This is a genomic window from Pirellulales bacterium (assembly GCA_019636335.1).
GTDB lineage: Bacteria > Planctomycetota > Planctomycetia > Pirellulales > JAEUIK01 > JAHBXR01.
On the sequence record JAHBXR010000010.1, the window covers coordinates 179,935 to 198,278 of the forward strand.

The 18,344-nt window shown below is 63.2% G+C and carries 18 protein-coding genes; 5 read left to right on the top strand and 13 right to left on the bottom strand.

Features of this window, described 5'->3' with window-relative positions; all coding sequences use genetic code 11:
* Positions 1–39: 39 nt before the first annotated feature.
* From KF708_12180 to KF708_12190, 3 genes are read right to left on the bottom strand one after another with little or no spacing between them, the layout of a single operon-like run.
* Positions 40–1,473 (bottom strand): anthranilate synthase component I family protein, encoded by a 1,434-nt coding sequence (locus tag KF708_12180; GenBank protein MBX3413438.1) that lies wholly within the window; start codon positions 1,471–1,473, stop codon positions 40–42.
* Positions 1,473–2,909, bottom strand: coding sequence for a dihydropteroate synthase (locus tag KF708_12185; protein ID MBX3413439.1), 1,437 nt, complete (start codon positions 2,907–2,909; stop codon positions 1,473–1,475). Before KF708_12185 ends, KF708_12180 begins: the two co-directional genes overlap by 1 nt.
* Before the next feature lie 8 nt (positions 2,910–2,917).
* Positions 2,918–3,691 (bottom strand): SDR family oxidoreductase, encoded by a 774-nt coding sequence (locus KF708_12190; protein ID MBX3413440.1) that lies wholly within the window; start codon positions 3,689–3,691, stop codon positions 2,918–2,920.
* 265 nt (positions 3,692–3,956) lie between these two features.
* On the opposite strand from KF708_12190, the gene KF708_12195 reads away from it, so the two are divergent.
* The 4 genes from KF708_12195 to KF708_12210 all read left to right on the top strand — a co-directional run bounded on the left by KF708_12195 (position 3,957) and on the right by KF708_12210 (position 7,410).
* Complete coding sequence (locus tag KF708_12195) at positions 3,957–5,120, top strand: ACP S-malonyltransferase (GenBank protein MBX3413441.1); 1,164 nt, start codon at positions 3,957–3,959, stop codon at positions 5,118–5,120.
* A 35-nt stretch (positions 5,121–5,155) separates the two neighbouring features.
* Positions 5,156–5,596 carry a hypothetical protein gene (locus KF708_12200; protein MBX3413442.1) on the top strand — a complete coding sequence of 147 codons (441 nt, stop codon included), beginning with the start codon at positions 5,156–5,158 and terminating at the stop codon, positions 5,594–5,596.
* Positions 5,597–5,749: 153 nt separating this feature from the next.
* Complete coding sequence (locus KF708_12205) at positions 5,750–6,091, top strand: helix-turn-helix transcriptional regulator (GenBank protein ID MBX3413443.1); 342 nt, start codon at positions 5,750–5,752, stop codon at positions 6,089–6,091.
* 2 nt (positions 6,092–6,093) lie between these two features.
* Positions 6,094–7,410: a type II toxin-antitoxin system HipA family toxin gene (locus KF708_12210; GenBank protein MBX3413444.1), complete on the top strand. Its 1,317-nt coding sequence runs from the start codon at positions 6,094–6,096 to the stop codon at positions 7,408–7,410.
* 156 nt (positions 7,411–7,566) lie between these two features.
* Here the strand turns inward: KF708_12210 and KF708_12215 are convergent, their stop codons facing one another.
* The 6 genes from KF708_12215 to KF708_12240 all read right to left on the bottom strand — a co-directional run bounded on the left by KF708_12215 (position 7,567) and on the right by KF708_12240 (position 12,433).
* The gene (locus tag KF708_12215; GenBank protein MBX3413445.1) at positions 7,567–8,004 is read right to left on the bottom strand and encodes a hypothetical protein; all 438 of its coding nucleotides are present in this window, start codon (positions 8,002–8,004) and stop codon (positions 7,567–7,569) included.
* A gap of 74 nt (positions 8,005–8,078) precedes the next feature.
* Positions 8,079–8,417 (bottom strand): hypothetical protein, encoded by a 339-nt coding sequence (locus KF708_12220; GenBank protein MBX3413446.1) that lies wholly within the window; start codon positions 8,415–8,417, stop codon positions 8,079–8,081.
* Between the two features lie 202 nt (positions 8,418–8,619).
* Complete coding sequence (locus KF708_12225) at positions 8,620–9,648, bottom strand: D-alanine--D-alanine ligase (GenBank protein MBX3413447.1); 1,029 nt, start codon at positions 9,646–9,648, stop codon at positions 8,620–8,622.
* On the bottom strand, positions 9,645–10,709 hold the full coding sequence (locus tag KF708_12230) for a putative zinc-binding metallopeptidase (protein MBX3413448.1): 1,065 nt from the start codon (positions 10,707–10,709) through the stop codon (positions 9,645–9,647). The genes KF708_12225 and KF708_12230 overlap by 4 nt, the downstream gene beginning before the upstream one ends.
* A gap of 310 nt (positions 10,710–11,019) precedes the next feature.
* The gene (locus tag KF708_12235) at positions 11,020–11,502 is read right to left on the bottom strand and encodes a hypothetical protein (GenBank protein MBX3413449.1); all 483 of its coding nucleotides are present in this window, start codon (positions 11,500–11,502) and stop codon (positions 11,020–11,022) included.
* A gap of 97 nt (positions 11,503–11,599) precedes the next feature.
* Complete coding sequence (locus KF708_12240) at positions 11,600–12,433, bottom strand: class II glutamine amidotransferase (GenBank protein ID MBX3413450.1); 834 nt, start codon at positions 12,431–12,433, stop codon at positions 11,600–11,602.
* 374 nt (positions 12,434–12,807) lie between these two features.
* Between KF708_12240 and KF708_12245 the strand changes: the two genes are divergently transcribed.
* Positions 12,808–13,317 carry an SRPBCC family protein gene (locus KF708_12245; protein MBX3413451.1) on the top strand — a complete coding sequence of 170 codons (510 nt, stop codon included), beginning with the start codon at positions 12,808–12,810 and terminating at the stop codon, positions 13,315–13,317.
* A 361-nt stretch (positions 13,318–13,678) separates the two neighbouring features.
* On the opposite strand, the gene KF708_12250 is transcribed toward KF708_12245, so the two are convergent.
* From KF708_12250 to KF708_12265, 4 genes are all read right to left on the bottom strand, one after another.
* Complete coding sequence (locus KF708_12250) at positions 13,679–14,125, bottom strand: acyl-CoA thioesterase (GenBank protein ID MBX3413452.1); 447 nt, start codon at positions 14,123–14,125, stop codon at positions 13,679–13,681.
* A gap of 84 nt (positions 14,126–14,209) precedes the next feature.
* A complete protein-coding gene (locus tag KF708_12255) occupies positions 14,210–14,680 on the bottom strand; it encodes a thioredoxin fold domain-containing protein (protein ID MBX3413453.1) in 471 nt (156 codons plus the stop codon).
* 392 nt (positions 14,681–15,072) lie between these two features.
* Positions 15,073–17,145 (bottom strand): glycogen debranching protein GlgX, encoded by a 2,073-nt coding sequence (gene glgX / locus KF708_12260; GenBank protein ID MBX3413454.1) that lies wholly within the window; start codon positions 17,143–17,145, stop codon positions 15,073–15,075.
* A 207-nt stretch (positions 17,146–17,352) separates the two neighbouring features.
* Positions 17,353–18,126: a cytochrome c gene (locus KF708_12265; protein MBX3413455.1), complete on the bottom strand. Its 774-nt coding sequence runs from the start codon at positions 18,124–18,126 to the stop codon at positions 17,353–17,355.
* Between the last annotated feature and the right edge of the window lie 218 nt (positions 18,127–18,344).

The window sequence follows — 18,344 nt, forward strand, 5'->3', positions numbered from 1 at the left end:
GTCGGGTAGGAAGCGGGCGAGTCGCGATTCAGAATACCCTCAGACCAGGGCCCGTAACATCCCCTCGGCCTTGTCCCAGGTCTCCGCATACTCGCGTTCGGGCACCGATGGAGCGACGATTCCGCCCCCGACGGGCAGTTGCCACCAACCGCGCGAGGCCGTCACGGTGCGAATGAGAATGTTCGCGTCGAACGTGCCGTCGAAGCCGAGATATCCCAAGGCGCCGCAGTAGGGCCCTCGCGCAACGCGTTCCAGCTCGGCGATGATTTCCATCGCGCGCACCTTCGGAGCGCCGGTGATCGATCCCCCCGGAAAGGCCGCACGCAACAGATCGAGCGCCGTCCGGCCCGGCAACAATGTTCCCTCAACGACGGAAACCAGGTGCTGCACGAACTCATACAGTTCGAGTCGACATAGCTCCGAGACGCGCACGCTCTCCGGCCGACAGACCCGCGACAGATCGTTCCGCAACAGATCGACGATCATCACGTTCTCGGCGCGATCCTTGTCGCTGGCCCGCAATTCGTCGGCCGTGAAGAGATCGGCCTCCGGCGAGCTTGATCGTCGGCGCGTCCCTTTGATCGGCCGTGCCTCGACCTGACCATCGCAGACGCGGAGGAAGCGTTCGGGCGAGGCGCTGGCGATTTGCGTCTCGCCCAGATCGAAATAGGCGGCGAACGTCGCCGGGTTGCGGCGGCGCAATCTCAGGTACAACTCCGCGGCGTGGTCGCCCGCAGGATACAACAGACGCTGCGCCAGGTTGACCTGAAAGATGTCCCCCGCGCGAATGTACTCGATTGCCCGGGCGACGGCGTCGAGGTATCCCTCGCGCGAGAAATTGCTGGCGAGCCCCGGCATCCCGCCCACGGCGTATTGCGGAGCGAGCGCCTCGATCGGCAGCGTCCCAGCACGATGCTCGATCGTATGGGGCGGACAGTCTTCGCCGGTCGTCAACCATGCCCGCATTTGAGCCAACCGATTGCGGGCTCGGCGCTCGCGCCGCGCGGGCCCAGTCTCGGGCCAGCCCTGCGAGATGATCCACGCGCGGTTCTCGGCATGATCGCAGGCCACGACGACGTCGTAGAGCCCAACGGCCAGGCAGGGCACCTCGAACTCGTCGAACTGGGGCGAGGGAATACGCTCGAGTTGCCTCCCCAGGTCGTAGCTGAACAGCCCAGCGGCACCCCCTTGAAACGGCGGCAGCCCCGGCACCGTGACAGAGACATGCCGCCGCAGGCGTTCCGCCAGCCGCTCGAGCGCCCCTCGTTCGTCCACGCGAGCGACAAGAAACTCGAACGGATCGGCCGCCAGGAACGAGTAGCGCCCCAGCTCGTTCTCGCGCCGCGCGCTATCGAAAAAAACGCAGTGCGGCAGCGACCAGAGCCGGCGAAACAGCGACTCGGTATCCGGCACGGGCAGAAGTTGCTCGACCAATGGCAGAGTCTGTGCCGAGGATTGCAGCGGCGTGACCATCAGACATCCTCGCTCGCGCTGTCCTCGCTGGAGTGCGACGACGGCTCATCTGTCTTATTCCTTGCCCGCGCGCGGTGGCTTTGCTCCGCGCGCGTCAAGAATCCCCACTCGAGCGCCTCGTCCTGCCGATAGTCTTTTCCCAACGTTAGCGCGGTCACGGCCTTGGCCATCTCGTAACCGAGGTAGAACGCATGCGACGCATCGAGCGTGCGATTGCCACGCGACGTCATTTCCTGAAACAGCAGGTAGGGGTCTTCGCCGCGCAGGTGCAGGCCGGCGGAAATCAGGTGTAACTGGCCCCCTTCGACAAAGAGCCGAAAGTTGTGATCGCGAATCTCGTCAGCCAACCGCGAGAGCGCCTCCTCGCCGAAGGTGTGCGGTTTCGTATCGCGCAACATGACCAGCCGTGGCTCGACATGCTTGGGGAGCGCACGCTGACGCACCGCGTAATACACCAGGCGCCGCGCGAGATCGCATTCGCGCACCGAACTGCGAGCCCAATTGATCACTTCGGTCGTCAACACGCTGCGAATGCCCAGTTCTTCGCACACGCCGAGCAAGAGCACGTTCACCCCCGCCGAATCGACGTCGGTCAGCTCGGTGAGATTGCCGATGCCCATCATCATCTCGGCCTCGGGCATTCGCGCGCGCACCTGCATGTAGCGCTCGAGACTCGCGGCGAAGCCAAAGCCGATCGGTTCGAGAATCGGATCGACGCGCAAGCGCACGCCCGCTGTCGCCAGCTGCTCGACTGTCTCTTCCAGCCCCTCGAGCGTGCCCGGCACGTCGGGCAACACGACGACCTCGCATCCCCAGTCGGACGCGGCATCGCGATTCGTGTGGTTCACCGACAGCACCAGCTCGGCGCCCGCCTTGGCCGCGGCGGCGATCTCGACCGTGTTCATACTGTCGATGGAAACGCGATGCCCGGCGTCGCGCAGCGCGCGAACCGCCTCGGCGACTCCGCCCCACGTATCGCCGGGATCGCACCCCAGATCGATCACGTCTGCCCCCGAAGCGCGCAGGCGCTCTGCCGCGGCGACGATCTCCTCCCGTCTCAGCCGGGGGGCGTGATTGATCTCGGCCAGGATCTCGATATCGTAGGCGCCATACTCGGCTCGGCCACGCTTGGGCTGGCCGAAGAATTCGTCCAGATCGCGGAGATCCTTGGGCCCGCGTTCGACGGGAAGTCGCAGCTTCTCCGCGACGATGGCCAATTCGCCCCGGCAGTAGCCGGGCAAGATGACCCGCGTCGCGGCGGCAGGGGGCTCGAGACGCTTCGCCACCCATTCGGTCGTCATCAGCGCGGCCACGGTGATGCCCAGCACGCCGATCGAATAGTCGAAGCCCACGGCGGGAGCCAACTCCGCCAGTCGCTGCCTCAGGGCGAACTCGGCCAGTCGACCGGTAACGAAATGAAGGTGCTCGCGCGGCATATCGTCGTTCACGATTCTTGGAAGCCGCCGTTGACCGCCCAGACCTGGCCGGTGACGAAACTCGATTCCTCGGAGACCAGGAACCGCGCGGTCCGGGCAACATCGCTCGGTTCGCCCCAGCGTCCCAGTTGTGCTTCGCGCTTCGCGCGTTCCTGCCAGGCGGCCGAGGCGGTCTCGCCCCAGCTTGTCTTGATCCAGCCCGGCGCGAGACAGTTGATGCGTACCTCGGGGGCCAGCGAGAGCGCCAGGCTCTTCGTATGTGCCATGACCGCCCCCTTCGAGGCCCCGAACAATTCGCCGCTGTCGCCGGCCATGCCGTGATCGGCCTGGTCCCAACCGATGTTGAGCAGCACGCCGCGTCCCCGCGCCTTCATGCGGCGCCCCACCTCACGCGCCAGCCGCAGCGACGCCGTGACGTCGACGCGCCACAGCGCCTCGAGCTTTTGCTCGAACGTCCAGCGCGTGGCCTCGCCCGTCAACAGATCGACGCCGGCACAGTTGATCCAGATATCGAGCGAGCCGCGCCACTGCCACGCCTCCTCCGCCAGGCGGTCTTGCTCGGCCGGTTCGGCAAGATCGGCCATGAAGACCTGCGACTGGCGGCCGGACTGGCGAATCTCCGCCGCCGTCTGTTCGGCCCCTTCGCGCGAGCGCCGGGCGTGTACGACGACGTCGGCGCCGCAGCGGGCCAGTTCGAGCGCGATCGCGCGTCCGATGCCGCTCGATGAACCGGTCACCACGGCAGTTTGCCCGGCGAGTTGAAATTCGGCAACGTCAGACATCGGCCAGGTACGAAAAACCCATAAAAACGGTGCTCTGCCGCGATGGCATGCGACCTTCTCGGTTGTAGTCGGACGGCCCACAGGGGACAAGGAGCGAGTTCGCGTGCCCGGCCCGTGTCGTACACTTGGGCGGTCCACCGAATTGATTCGGGCGGCCCCCCGATTTAACCTGCCCTCAATCTGTTATGATGCTCCGTTTCGTGCCGAGCTGGTCGGCCACTCTCTTCTCAGACCTGGACTGACATCATCGCCGACTTCCGCGCTTATGGCTGATATCCCCAAAGAACGACTCAATTTCAAGGATCGGTTGTCGACCGCCGCTTTTGCCTTCCGTGGCTACAACGTGACCAATCACGGGCGCAGCCTCGAGCTGCTGAACCACCCGGCCTACGGTCCGATCGTCGAGCGACATCTGCGCGAAGCGGGCGAGGTGGCCTCGGACGCGACGCACGAGCACCTCGATCTCATCGCCACGGTGCGCAACCAGGGCGAGAGCACGCTCGAAACCTTTGCGGCCGATATCTCAGTCATCGTGGCGGTGGAGCTCGCCCAGCTCGAGATCCTGCGCGAGTTCTTCGGCATCGACTGGGTCAAGGGCAAGCTGGCGTTCGGCTACAGCCTGGGGGAAGTGGCCGCCCTCATCGGCTGTGGCGTGTACGAGATGCGGCACATCGTGCCGGCTCCCGTGGCTATGGCCCGCGAATGCGCCGAACTGGGGCGCGACGTGACGATGGGAGTTGTCTTCTCGCGCGGGCCGGAGCTCGATGTCGACGCCGTGCGCCGCTTGTGCCTCGAGATCAACGCCGAGGGAGAAGGGGTGATCGCCATCTCCTCCTACCTGTCTCCCAACACGGTGCTTGTGCTAGGGCAGGGGACCACGGTCGAGCGATTCCAACGCCGCATGCACGAGCTGATGCCCAAGCAGGTTCACCTGCGCAAGAACAGCCATCGTTGGCCGCCGCTGCATACGCCGATCCTGTGGGAAAAGCGCTTGGTGAATCGCGCGGCGTTCGACATGCACACGATGCCCGGCGGGTTCATCAAGCCCCCCATCCCGATCGTCTCGCTCGTCACCGGCAAGGTGAGCTACAACGACTACAACAGCCGCGAGATATTGAACCGCTGGATCGACCACCCGCAACGGCTCTGGGACGCGGTGTGCGAAACGCTCTCCTCCGGCGTGGAGACGGTCGTCCACGTCGGCCCCGAGCCGAACCTGATCCTGGCGACCTTTAAGCGTCTGAGCGACAACGTCGAGGTGCAATTGAAGGGGCGCTCGCTGAACAGTTTTGGCCTGCGGGCCATGTCGCGCGTCGCCCGCCGCCCCTGGCTCACTAAAATGCTCTCGTCCCGGGCAGCCCTGCTGCGAGCCCCCTTCATCGAGCACATCGTGTTGGAAGACTGGCTGCTCGAGCAACAGGTGCCGTAGAGACGGTCTTACACGCCTTTGAATGGGGACCATCGATGACCCGATTCCCCCGGCCAGCTCGAGTGGTGGCTCGTCTCGAACATTTTGCCAGCCTACTCGGCTGGCACGACCTGCGATCCCGCAATCACTTGTTCGACGACTGGACAAGGGTCGTATGGTATGAGTCAGGCCACGCGACAGGTGGTCGCCAGTACTTCGCCCTGCAAATCAACGAGCATCCCATCGGATCAACGGACTGCTTCGCCGCGGCAGTCCACTGCCTGAAGTACCGCATTTGCTCGGGAGTTCACTCGTTCCCGTGTCGCACGCTCCGCGAAGCGCAATCGGAAGCCAAGCGATTGCACACCTGGCTTTACCACGCATGGTTCGCCACGCCCGCAGCTCGACGCGACTATCGGATCGCTCACCCCGAGTGCGCGGAATACTCCTGGCGCAAGCTGCGCGAGCAGGGGAAGCCGCACTACCCGACAATCTAAATCAAAGCAAATATAATGCGCATTTTAGTGCGCTTTGATTGGATTTTATGGATATAAAGAGCATTATAATGCGCTTTCAATAACTATTATTACTGCGCATAAAAGTGCGCTTAGTGCTACAATTCAGCATCAAAGCGCACGATTGTGAGCACTATGAGTATCATCGATCTGAGCAACGACGCCCTCCTCGCCGAACTGGGCGACCGGCTGCGCCGTGCCCGCCTCAACAAAAACCTGACCCAAGGGGACCTGGCGCGTCAGGCGGGCATTGCCCGTCGCACGCTGCAAAAGGCCGAGGAAGGGGATTCGCCCACGCTCGAAACCGTCATCGCCATCTTGCGCGCCCTGGGCGAGTTGGCCCAGCTCGACCTGTTTCTGCCGCCTCCGCCTCCAAGCCCACTCGAGTTGGCCAAACAACGGGGCTCGCTACGGCAACGGGCTACGAGCCCGAAGAAGGCAAAGCCCCCCACGAAAACCTGGCGCTGGAAGAACTGACCATGCCCGTCGACGTGGCCACGGTCCAGCTTTGGGGGAACGAGATCGGCGCTGTCTCTTGGAACAGCGAACGCGAGCTTGCCGCTTTCGAATACGCGCGCGATTTTCGCGACAGCGGCATCGAGCTCGCCCCGCGAACGATGCCCCTCGGCCCCACGATCTATTCCTTCCCCGCGCTGGCCAAACCATCCTTTCACGGCTTGCCCGGCATACTGGCCGACTGCCTGCCCGACAAGTTCGGCAGCTTGCTGATCGACGAATGGCTGGTGCGTCAGGGGCGCTCGCCCGGCAGTTTTAATCCCGTCGAACGACTCTGCTATCTCGGCTCGCGCGGCCTGGGCGCCTTGGAATTCCGGCCGGCGATCCGCGGTGGGCTTTCGAAGTCCGTTCCCGTCGACGTGGCCGAACTGGTCGAGCTCGCCTCGCAGGTGCTCACTCAGAAGAAGCGGTGGAAGACGAAGCTCCGCGAAAGCCCACGCGACCAGGACGCCTTGGCCGACATTCTTCGCGTCGGCACGTCGGCCGGCGGCGCGCGGGCCAAGGCGGTCATCGCCTGGAACGAGGCCACCGGCCAGGTGCGCTCGGGACAGGTCACCGCCCCCGCGGGCTTCACCTATTGGCTCCTCAAGTTCGATGGCGTCTCCGAGAATCGAGACAAGGAGGTCAACGATCCGCGAGGATACGGACAGATCGAGTATGCCTACTACTTGATGGCCCTCGAGGCGGGCCTCGCGATGTCGCGCTGCCGCCTGCTGTCGGAAAATGGCCGCCACCACTTCATGACGCAGCGTTTCGACCGGACCGACGACGGGCAGAAGCTGTTCATGCAGTCGCTGTGCGCCCTGGGGCACTACGATTTCAATCAGGCGGGCGCCTACAGCTACGAACAGGCCTTACAAATGGCCGTTGATCTGCAGCTCTCCGTGGATGTGCGCGAGCAACTTTTACGTCGTGCCGTGTTCAATATTTTCGCCCGGAACCAGGACGACCACACCAAGAACATCGCCTTCCTAATGGACAAGCGAGGTGTCTGGCACCTGGCGCCGGCGTTCGACGTCGTCTATAGCTACAATCCGGCCGGCCACTGGACCAACCAGCATCAAATGACGCTGAACGGCAAGCGCGATGGCTTTACCCAGGATGATTTTCGCACGGCCGCCAAACGCTTCCGGCTGTTTCGCGGCAAGCGGCTCGACACGATGCTACGAGAAGTGGACGCCGCCATCGAACGCTGGCCGACCTTCGCCCAAGAGGCGGGCGTTGCAGCGCAGCGTACCCGACGAATCGGCGAGAATCACCGACGACTCGCGTCGATGTAGCCCCGTGCCGTGCAGCCGTCGATGCCCTACTCCGTCGGCCTGATGGCTCCTTCCCGAAGATGCTCTCTTCGAGTGTCATCCTGCTCCGGAGCATATCGTGCTCAACGACTGATTACTCGAGCAGCAGGTGCCCTGAATCATTGGCTCTGAAGGAGACTATGCGTACTGCGGAAAGCGTTCTATCGCACGCTGGAGAACATTCATTAACTGACGACCGTGCGCGGATTCTGTCCAGTCGATCAGGTTGAAACGGAAGTTCGCGGGAGCGAATTGCGGAGCGTTTCGTGGCCAGGGATACTCGGCGTTGGGTCCGTCGTCGCCGGCTAACGCAGGCGCCATGCGTTCCAATTCGTGCAGTCGAGGCAGAATGGAGTAAACCCTAGTTCGAAACGACGAGAACCGCTTGAACCCTAAGACATTCGCGATCCTATCTCGTTCTCGTTTGCTGGTATTCTTGCTCACCAGCGCCTTCATGAACCGAACAAATGCCGAATGGCTCTTCATCGGTGACTGATTGGTTTTCCAAAAGTATGCCTTGGCCAGTTTCTCTGTCGCCATCTGTAGATAGTGCAATTCATGGCAGGAATCTACCATGCCCGCTTGTCGAAATAGGACCAGCACCTTGTAGTCGGATTGCGCCTGCTGCCACCAAAGTCACTGCGCATCGTTCATTTCGATTTTCGGTGAAATTCCACTCGCCCTTCCAGCGTCCACCCGGCGGGCAAGCGCATTGTCGCGGCTTCAATACGCTCCCATTGCTGGGGAGTTACATCCATGACAAAAAGCCGGTGCATATTCTCCGAGCCAGAATCGACCCCATAGTCGATTGGCTCAATTGCCGCATCGTCGAGTTCTCCAATCAACTCGTTGACCTCGAGAAGTCGAACTTCCCGCTCAGGTGAATCCCCCGGCAAATAGTAAATCGACCGGATCCCCGGATCGGTCATCAGATGCTGCTTGGCATACCATCTTGCAAGCGCATCGCGATTGAACTGAGTAGTGACCATACTCGACCTCGTGCATCGCCAAGTTGTCGTGGGATATTACGTTGGCTCTATGCTTATTGCTGTCCGCGCGGCCAATGAGCCACTTTGAAGAACGGTGCCCTCACGCATTACGAGCTTCCGTTGGGCGCCCGAGGCTCATGGGCTGCGTGAAGCGGAATAATGGATTATATCTAATATCCAAAGATCACCCTAAGGGCACACTTCATTCCATCTGCCACTCGGCCTGGTAGCTCAGCCCCAGGTTCAAGATGCGCTGCAGCAGCTCTTCGTAGTTCACCCCCGACGTTTCGGCCGATTCGGCGAAATCTTCGCCGTAGGCCAGGTTCGGATTGGGGTTCGCCTCGAGCACGAAGATCTTGCCATCTTCGCGCAGACGAAAGTCCATGCGAGCGTAGCCGCTCATCTCCAGCGTGCGGTAGATGCGCTTGCTGAGCTTCTCGAGCGCCGCCTCCAGCCCCTCGGGCAAGTCGCGTGCGCGGTCGGTCGTGATGCCGTACTTCGCCTGGTACTTGAAGTCCCACTTCACCTTGGCGCTGGCGATACGGGCCAACCCCTCGGGCATCTTGTTGAACAGCATCTCCCAGGTATTGAACGTCTGCAGCCGGCGATTGCCGATCACGCCCACGTACAGTTCGCGGCCTTCGATGTACTGCTCGACCAGCGCATCGGTGCCGAGTTGCTCGTGGATAAACGCGACGCGATCCACCAGCTTGTCGTCGCTATGGACGACCGAGGCCTGCGAAATGCCCAGCGAGGCGTCTTCCGTCGAGGACTTCACCAGCAGCGGGAACTCGAGCCCCCGCGGACGTCGCACGGCCTTCCCTTTCGGAAAGACCGCGAAGTCGGGCACCGCAATGCGGTGATAGGTCAGAATCTTCTTCGACAGCGCCTTGTCGTGCGCCAGCATCAGCCCCCGCGGGTTGCAACCCGTGTAGGCGCGCTGCAACAACTCCAGGTAGCTCACGACGTGCATGTCGTAGACGGCTACGCCGTGGAACTCCTCGAGCAGGTTGAAGGCGACGTGGGGATTCCACGACTCGATGGCTTCGAGGATCACCCCCAGGTCGGTGCGCACCCCCAGGGGACGGACGTCGTGACCGAGATTCGTCAGTCCCGCGACGACGTCGTACTCCGTTTTCCACGGGGCCATTTCCTCGTCGGTCACCCCCTCGATACTGTCGGGCGGGACGAGGTCCTCGTGCATCAACACCAGCACGCGTCGTTTTTTCATAGCACCAACCTGTGGTGGCCCCCGTGCAGATAGTTCATCGTCTGCACGGTCAACAGCACCGTGGCGTCCTGCTTGGCCTGCCGTTCAGAGCGATCAAGCCGTAGCCGCAACTGCCGGCAACGCGCGATCATCTCCTGCAACACCTGGTCGATCGTGTATTCGTGCGTACCTGTCCATTGCGCACAACGCTTGCGAATCTCGGGCCGAATCCGCCGCAAGAACGCCGCCGCCGATTCGTTGCGGGCATGCTTGGGCGAGTCGGAGAACAATTGCCGCAGGTCGCGCTCGTAGAATACCGGGTAATCGGTGCCGTAGCGGGCGCGCTTGGCTTCGTAATGTTCGCGTAGGGTCTTCTTGATCTGCGAGATCGGTTCGATGTGCGCCCGCGACCGAACCGGGGGCGCGCTGTCGGCGATCTCCGCCATGAGCGTATCAACATACTCTAGTTTCTTGAGCGCCGGCCAGCCCGCGTAACGTTTTCGCCAGCGCGAGTCCGGTTTGAGCCACACGGCGAACGTTTCGGCAAAATCTTCTGCCGGATGGCTTTGTGCGTACCACGAGTCGAGGTGCAAGACGAACTTCTTGCTGTAGGGCTTCGGATTATAAAACTCGGGATACGGTTCCGACGAGCGTCCGAACGTCTCTTGCCAGGCGCGCCGGCGATGCAAGCGGTAGGCGTTGTCGATTGCGTGCCCCGCTTCGTGACGCAGAATGCGCAGACACCATTCGCGCGTGCCTCCCTCGACTTCGAGCATCTGCCGGCGCTCGAGCTTCATCAAACGCGGATGCGCCAGGTAGAAGGGCACGGCAATGCCGGGCACGCCGTCGGGCGTGAACCACTCTTCCGACAACCAGAAGTGCGGGCGGAATTCGAGACCGCGCGCCGCCAACTCGCTGTAGAGTCGCTCGATGCGCGGCTCAATGATCGTGCCTTCGATCTTCAACCCGAGATCGCACAGGCGCAGATCGAGCAGTTCTTCGTTCGACAACTCGACCCAAGCAGGGTCGCTGCGTCGCCGGGCGCGGCGCCCATTGACCGTCGAACGCCGTCGTCGAGGCACTGACACCGCGGAGCAACTTCCTTCCCATCGGGTACCGGGGGCGAACCGCAAGGCACCCGCAATCAGGGGGCGGTCGCATCAAGGAGACGCCCTTTTACCATCGGCACACGAGGGCGCGTCGTTGAGAGTATATCTTACCCAGCCGACAGGGGCGAAGGGCGGAGCAGCCTGGTTCGGCACTTACCGGCCGGGGCAAGTGCGCGGCTATCGCTCGACCCGGTCGCTGCGTGACCGATCGCTTCGTAGCGATGATAACGCCGCAAAAACAAGGCCTTCTAAGGCTGCTGAACCCCGGCGCCACCTGCCGACGTCAGCAAGCGAGCGTGTGCTCGACCTCCCAGGAAGAGACGTGCCGGGCGTAGGCCCGCCATTCCGCCCGCTTCAGCTTCAGATATGACTTGGCAAACCCTGGGCCGAGCCCCTCGCGAAGCATCTCCGACCGCTCGAAGGCCCGTAGAGCGTCGAGCAGGTTGTCGGGCAAGGTGCGGAGCGACTCCTCCGACGCCCCATCCCAATAGACGTTCGTGTCGAAACGTTTGCCCGGGTCGCGACGGTTGGCAATGCCGTCGTGCCCCGCCTCGGCGATGACAGCCGCCAGCAGATAGGGATTGGCCGCCCCGTCCGGCAGCCGCAATTCGCACCACCCGGGACCGGGAATCCGGATCATGTGTGTGCGGTTATTGCCGGAATAGCTGATGGCGTTGGGAGACCAGATCGTAACGCCGCACGAGGGCCTGTTGGTCGTAGCAGGGCTTCGGCTGCCGATCGTGCATGTCTGCGATCGAACGCCCATCCCCTGCCACGACAAAGAACTCGCATTCCACCCCGGTGCGCAGCTCGTAGCCACGATTCTCTGCGGCGTCTGTGCCGATACAAACGACGAGCCGGATCTACAGCGGCTGCAACTCGGCTCGCACATCGCCGTCGATCCAAACGATGCTGCGATCGGGCACTTCCTGCCAGGCCTCGTCAGTCAGCGGCTCGGAGGCAACGATCACCGCCCGATAATCGTCGCCGGTCCGCCGCGCCGGCGCGGCGCCGCACGCCTCGGCATCGCGTACGCCGTCGCGTTGGAGCCAACTCAACGTGTGATTCCAGCGTGTGACGATCAGCAAGTCGCCGTCGGTAAGCATGAGGTTCAACCGCGCGGCATTCTCCGGCGGCGCCTCGGCACACCAGCTTGCCAACTGCCGCGTGGCATCCGCCACAAGCTGCACCGTGCGGGGAACGTCGGTCGCTGGCGAGGCGGGATCGAGCCCCGCGCGCAGCATGCGACTCAGCAGCCAGACGAAAATCGCCTCGCTGTCGGTCGTGCCGAGGCGAAGACTCGCATAACGCGGGTCGGTCTCGGCCACGAGCAGCGGTTCGACCTCGTCGAAGGGACGTGCCGTGCCGTTGTGGGCGAACACCCAACGGCCATAAGTAAACGGGTGGGTATTCTCGAGCGAGGCTCCCCCGACCGACGCCTGCCGCACGTGGGCCAGCACCGTCGGCGAGCAGATCCGCTCGGCGGCGGCCAGGTACTGCGCGTCGTCGTAGGCGGGCGCCGGACTACGAATAATCTCGGGAGTCGCTCCCGCGTAATACCCTACTCCCCAACCGTCGGGATGCGTCTCGCCACGGCGGTCGACCCGGCTTTGGGCCAACAGGGCGTGGGGAGATTTCACGAGCGAGCATGAGATTTCGGTCGGTTCGGTAGCTCGAAATCCAAAGAAACGGCACATGCGGTGTTCCACACAAGGCGGTGAAGCCTGCCAGACCGTCCGTCCGATATCGACCGAACTGGTCCCACACGAGCTTGTATCGGCAGACATGCCTCCCGGACATCTCGCCGCGTCAGGCATCGTAGGAGAATGCCTGACTGGAGAAAAGGGCGGCGGGGTCCTGGCGTGTCGCGCCCGTGCCGAGAAGCTTTCACGGTTACCTGACACGCGTCGTGGCCCGGTGGCGCGCCAATGCACCTGGTCGCAGTTGCCGCGGTAAAACCTGCGTGTCTGGCGCAATCGCCACGATTGACGCGCGGCCGTTGAGTTCTAGACTTGCTTTGCGGTGCGAATCCTACGTCTCGTCGACGTCCGCTCAGCCTATTCCGGCGCCCATGAAAGATCGCATTCAGATCGCAGCCCGCCCCGACCAGGTCTGGCCCTACGTGGCCGATCCCGAATTGATGGCGGGCTGGAATCCGAAGATCGTCGGCGTCGATCGCGAAGCGCGCGGTCTCCTCACGATCGGCGAGCGATTCTGGATCACCTACCGCATGACGCGCCAGAGCGAGAGGTTTCGAGTCACCGTGGTCGAGCTTGCCGTGCCCTCGCGTCTAGTGCTGCGCCACGAGGGCGATCCCGCTCGGCCCGACCGCTTCGTGCTCGAGGAATACCGCCTCGACGAGGTCCAGGGAGGAACGACGCGAGTCAAGCAGCAGCTCCACCTGCGAAACGCCGGTCTGCCGCTGTGGCTGCGTCCCTTGCTCTGGTTGCTCCACACCTTTGGCCGCCCCACCGACAAACGCTATCTGGAAGAACTTCGCGACCTGGTCGAGTCGGAGATCAACGGCCGTAAGTCGGGCAAGCAAGCGATCGGCGTCGCCCGCCTCTGCTCGGCCGAGTGAACGAGCGCATGGCACCATGGCGTGGCCGTGCTGGCTCGTTCCCAGATCACGCACGCGCTGAGCACACGTCTGCATCCGCGTGGCACTCTACGTCGTTAACCCTTGATGTTGCGGTCAAGCGGTGGGGGGTGGCACGGACGATTTTCCGGAGCGGCGTTGCCAGCGGGCTGGGCCCGAGTCGGAAAATCGTCCGTGTCGCGCAGCGATAAGAGGATTGAAGACCGGCAGGCCACTTCCCTCTCTTGTCGCACACACGTCGCACGGTTCCTCTGGTGGCTGCCGGGCACCAACGATTTTGCGACTCTGGTCCTTTTGTCGGTAGAAAGCCTCTCGCGAAAGCGTCCGCAGTAGCGCAAGCAGTTCATCCCTGGGGCATCTGCTCGATCTCGCGAATGCGCGCCACCATCTCGGCCGGCAGAGGCATCGCCTTGCTCGCCGCGTAGTCGACCCAGACGCACGCCGATTCCCCATCGGCGGCCACCTCGCCCGATGCGGCGTCGCGAATCACGTACGACAGCGTGTACGACTTCTCGCCGATCCGCGTGGCGCGCGCCGTGACGGTGACGCGACCGGGGTAGTGCAACTGCCGGCGGAAGTTGAGCGAGCCGCTGACCATGCCCGGCCCGTCGGTGGGGCGAGTCTTGAACCGCTCAATCCCGATCGCCGTGAAGTAGGCAATGCGTGCCGATTCGCAGAACTGAAAATAGACGGTGTTATTCACGTGCCCGAGCGCGTCGAGATCCCCCCAGCGAATCTGCTGTTCGATCTCGATGCCGCCCGCAGGCACCAGCCGGAATTCTTCGTGCATGGCCAGTCTTGCCTTCGAGGGTCGTTGGCGGCCAGCATACCCGAGCCGGTCCGGTCGTGCGACCGGTGCGTCCACGCCGCGACGCTACCGCGTCTTGTTCGCCGTGCGCCGGCTGCTGGCAATCTCGCGACGCTCGAGGCCGCGCAGGCGTCGCTCGGCCTCGGCCAGTCGCTTTTCCAACTCGGAGGGCGTGACGTGCCCCTTGATGCGCTCGACGATCGTTTTGTCGGGCGCCACGATCAGCGTCGTCGGGTAAGCGGTGATCTTGAGCTCGCGGACGAGCTTCTCCTCGGCCGAGGCATCGATCATCAGGGGCACGAACCCCTCTTCGACGTGCTCGACCACCTGCGCGTCGACCAGCGTCGACTTCTTCATCTTCAGGCAGAACTTGCAGTGGTCGCGCGTGACGAAGATCAACAGCGGTCGTTGCTGCTCGACCGCTTCGCCCCAGGCCTCCGCCACATCCGACTGCCAGGCAATGCCCCCGGCCGCGGCCGTCGAACTGCTCAGCAGCAGGCAAAAAAACAACCCGACCCCGGCCCAACTGCGGCGCATCGTTGAATCCTCCGTGGAGCAAGCAGTCTCGGCCCGCGTCGAGAGTTTGCGGGTTGCGAAGACTTTTCATCACCGGTCGTTCCGTGACCGGGTCCATTCCTTGAGAGCCTGCCGCCCCCCGTCCCGCGATCTTCTTCCATTGTCGACGGACGGAGGGCGGACTATCAGCGTGAAGCACGTTCGTGCGGCAAATCCCGAGAAGTTGCGGTCGCCGATTGCCGTGCTTGCAGGATCGGCACGGTGTGTCGCTCGGAGAGATTTCGCTTGCGGCGCAAGATGCCCCACTTATAAGGCGTGCAGCCGTCGCGCAAGTCAACCCGATCGCACGCCGGAACGGAATCGTTGACCGCGCTGCGACCGTCAGGGCTTAACAGGAGCCATTCACCGCGCGATCAAGTCGCTACGTAGCAGACGAGCGAGCGATCGCTGAGCGTAATGCGTCCGCTGGCGGGAGCCTCGGGGCCATCGATGCCGGGATAGACATCTTTGGGCGATTCTGCCGCCGTGTCGATGAACAGACGCCAGTTCAAGTTGAAGGCCAGCTTCGGGAAGACGAAATCCTGCGGCATGCGTCCGCCGTGGAAGAAGATCAGAATATCGTTCCCCGAACGGCGGCCGGCTTCGGGGCGAGGCGCCCCCAGCAGACATGCCAGGCTATGGCCGACACAGTCCCAGTCGATGTAGTTGCCGTTGGGGCTGTACCAGCCGACGTCGGGCAGGGCTCCCGGACCGCGCGGCTCGCCACGCAGGAAGCGCGTGCTGCGAAGCGACGGCTGATTCTTGCGGAACTCGATCAATATCTGCACGAAGCGGACGAGATCGGCGTTCGCCCCGATCAGGCTCCAATCGAACCACGAGATTTCATTGTCCTGGCAGTACGCGTTATTGTTGCCACGCTGCGTGCGGCGACACTCGTCGCCAAACAGCAGCATCGGCACGCCGTTGCTCAGCAGCAGCGAGGCCAGCATGTTGCGAATCTGCCGGGCACGAACCTGCTCGACCCCCTTGCGTTGCGTGGGGCCTTCGAAACCGTAGTTGTCGCTGTGATTGTTGTTGTCGCCGTCGCGATTGCCTTCGCCGTTGGCCTCGTTGTGCTTGACGGCGTAGCTCACCAGGTCGTTCAGCGGAAAACCGTCGTGCGACGTGATGAAGTTGATGCTGTGGTAGGGGCGGCGACCGCTCTTTTCGTACAAATCGCTCGAGCCCGCCAGACGTGTGGCCAGGGCCCCCACCATGTGCGAGTCGCCGCGCCAGAAACGGCGCAGATCGTCGCGGTAATGGCCATTCCACTCGGCCCAACGCATGTTCGAGAAGGAACCGACCTGGTAGGCCCCGGCCGCATCCCACGCCTCGGCGATGATCTTCGTATCGGCGAGCAGCGGATCTTCGGCAATCGCCTCGACGAGCGGGGGATTCGGCACCAGCTCGCCGCTGCGATTGCGATTCAAGATCGAAGCCAGGTCGAAGCGGAACCCGTCGATGTGATAGTTCAGCACCCAGTGGCGGAGGCTGTGGAAGATCATCTCGCGGACGATCGGGTGATTGCCGTTCACCGTGTTGCCGCAGCCCGAGAAATTGCGGTAACGACCGCCGCCGTTCTCGAGCATGTAGTAGACGCGGTTTTCGAGCCCCTTGAACGACAGCGTCGGGCCGAGTTCGTTGCCTTCGGCCGTGTGGTTGTAGACGACATCGAGAATCACCTCGATGCCGGCCTGGTGCAACGCTCGCACCATCTGCTTGAACTCGTTGACCTGCGCGCCGGGCGTCTTGCTCGCCGCGTACCCACGGTGCGGCGAGAAGAAGGCCATCGGGTCGTAGCCCCAGTAGTTGGGACGATCGTCCTGATGACCCCAGCAGTTGTAGATCGGAAACTCGTGTACCGGCATCAATTCGACCGCCGTGACGCCGAGCGACTTGAGGTACGGAATCTTGTCGATCACGCCCAGGTACGTGCCCGGCTGATCGACTTCGCTCGACGGCGAGGCCGTAAAACCGCGCACGTGCATCTCGTAGATGATCGTCTCCGAAAGGCTGCGTCGCAGGTGGCGATCTCCCTGCCAGTCGAACGATTCATCAACCACGACGCACTTGGGCGGTCGAATCACACGATCGTCGGCCGGCAGAAATTCGCCGGCGAGCGCGCGTGCGTAGGGATCAATCAAACGCGCGCGCCCGTCGAAGCGGTGCCCGCGATCGGGATCGAACGGCCCGTCGGCTTGCAGGTGATAGAGTTGGCCGGCGCCGATGCCTGGGACGAACACGCTCCAGATATCTCCCCAACGATCGGTCTGGGGATCGAACTGAATGATGTCGACCGGCTCGCGGTCGTCGACGTGATCGTAGAGCAGCACCCGCATCGCCGTGGCCGAACGGCTGAAGACGACGAACTGCACTCCACCATCGTGCAAGAGCGGCCCATAGGGCAGCGGATGATTGAATTGCAGGGCTGGGTGCGCCAGGGGCATGCCAAGGAACTCAGACGGTCTCAAGATGCTCGTTGCCATGAGCAAGAATACCACCCCCTGGCGCGCGAAGCGCCGGCTTCGCGCGGGAAAGGCAGCCTTTTTCCCGTGTGAAGTTCGCGCCCTGCGGGGCGTGTAGGAAGTGCAGATCAGGCGAAATCGGCCAATGCGCGCGAGGCTGCCGCATCGAGCGGTTCGCGGCGCGGACCACTACTGGCCTTCGACGCGAAACGTCTTGTGGCAGCCGCTGCAGCTCTTGTCCAGATCCCCCAAAGCGGCCTTGGCCGCATCTTGATCTCCCGCTTTTGCCGCGGCATTGATGCGACCCGCCGAATCGCGCATGGCAATGCTGTAGTCGTACCATTGGGGCAATTGGGCTTCGTCCTTGACCTCGTGCGTGTCGTATTGTGTCGCCTGCGCGATCGCCGCCAACAGGGCGGCATAGCGGGCCGTATCGTTCGCCTGCATCGCAAAACGACTGCCGGTCACGTTGCGACGCAGTCGGCTGTTGACGAACGTGACCTGCTTCATCAGGGCTCCCAGACTGGCGACCTTGCCCCAGGCCGGCGGATCGCTCTTCTCGCTACTACCAGCAAGGACGGACTGCACCCCCGCTAGGGCAGGCTGCGCCTCGTCGAGCGACTTGGCGGCGGCCAGCTTCTGCGCCGCGGGCACGAGCGCCGGCGCCACGTTCTTGAGCGGGTGATCGGTGTCGTGCCAGGCCAGCACCAGTCCCAGGGCAGCCAGCGTGTTCGCCTCTCGCTTGACGCGCGTCTGCTTGACTTCAAAGTCGTCGGCCGAGCTTAGGGCTTCTTCGAGATCTTTGATCGAGGCGTTCACCTGCGCGATCAAGTCCTCGGCCGGGGCATAGGTCGAAGTTGCCGGAGCCGCCGGAGGATCGGCCGCCCACACCACGGCCCCAGCCGCGCCAAGCACCAACATCGTGGCCACGACCGCGCCAACTCGCATCGACACCGATTTCACAGACGAGTCTCCCAAGAAGAAGGAACCATGCTCTGCCGAACTATCGGGTCGGAGGAAAGCACGACCCAGGCAACACAAGTTTCGCAGCCCCGACGACGCGCCGCAAGCGAACTCCCCTTCGCCCCGAAGGGCAGACCAAGGGTAGCCCCGAGCAACACCCGGGGTATCGGGCCCCACTGCCCACTGACCACTGACCACTTTTTGTTACCCCCGCGGGG

Bases quoted from the DNA above. Each gene is read 5' to 3' on its own strand.
- KF708_12180 (MBX3413438.1), bottom strand. From the start codon at position 1,473: ATGGTCACGCCGCTGCAATCCTCGGCACAGACTCTGCCATTGGTCGAG.
- KF708_12185 (MBX3413439.1), bottom strand. From the start codon at position 2,909: ATGCCGCGCGAGCACCTTCATTTCGTTACCGGTCGACTGGCCGAGTTC.
- KF708_12190 (MBX3413440.1), bottom strand. From the start codon at position 3,691: ATGTCTGACGTTGCCGAATTTCAACTCGCCGGGCAAACTGCCGTGGTG.
- KF708_12195 (MBX3413441.1), top strand. From the start codon at position 3,957: ATGGCTGATATCCCCAAAGAACGACTCAATTTCAAGGATCGGTTGTCG.
- KF708_12200 (MBX3413442.1), top strand. From the start codon at position 5,156: ATGACCCGATTCCCCCGGCCAGCTCGAGTGGTGGCTCGTCTCGAACAT.
- KF708_12205 (MBX3413443.1), top strand. From the start codon at position 5,750: ATGAGTATCATCGATCTGAGCAACGACGCCCTCCTCGCCGAACTGGGC.
- KF708_12210 (MBX3413444.1), top strand. From the start codon at position 6,094: ATGCCCGTCGACGTGGCCACGGTCCAGCTTTGGGGGAACGAGATCGGC.
- KF708_12215 (MBX3413445.1), bottom strand. From the start codon at position 8,004: ATGGTAGATTCCTGCCATGAATTGCACTATCTACAGATGGCGACAGAG.
- KF708_12220 (MBX3413446.1), bottom strand. From the start codon at position 8,417: ATGGTCACTACTCAGTTCAATCGCGATGCGCTTGCAAGATGGTATGCC.
- KF708_12225 (MBX3413447.1), bottom strand. From the start codon at position 9,648: ATGAAAAAACGACGCGTGCTGGTGTTGATGCACGAGGACCTCGTCCCG.
- KF708_12235 (MBX3413449.1), bottom strand. From the start codon at position 11,502: ATGGGCGTTCGATCGCAGACATGCACGATCGGCAGCCGAAGCCCTGCT.
- KF708_12240 (MBX3413450.1), bottom strand. From the start codon at position 12,433: ATGTGCCGTTTCTTTGGATTTCGAGCTACCGAACCGACCGAAATCTCA.
- KF708_12245 (MBX3413451.1), top strand. From the start codon at position 12,808: ATGAAAGATCGCATTCAGATCGCAGCCCGCCCCGACCAGGTCTGGCCC.
- KF708_12250 (MBX3413452.1), bottom strand. From the start codon at position 14,125: ATGCACGAAGAATTCCGGCTGGTGCCTGCGGGCGGCATCGAGATCGAA.
- KF708_12255 (MBX3413453.1), bottom strand. From the start codon at position 14,680: ATGCGCCGCAGTTGGGCCGGGGTCGGGTTGTTTTTTTGCCTGCTGCTG.
- glgX (MBX3413454.1), bottom strand. From the start codon at position 17,145: ATGCCCCTGGCGCACCCAGCCCTGCAATTCAATCATCCGCTGCCCTAT.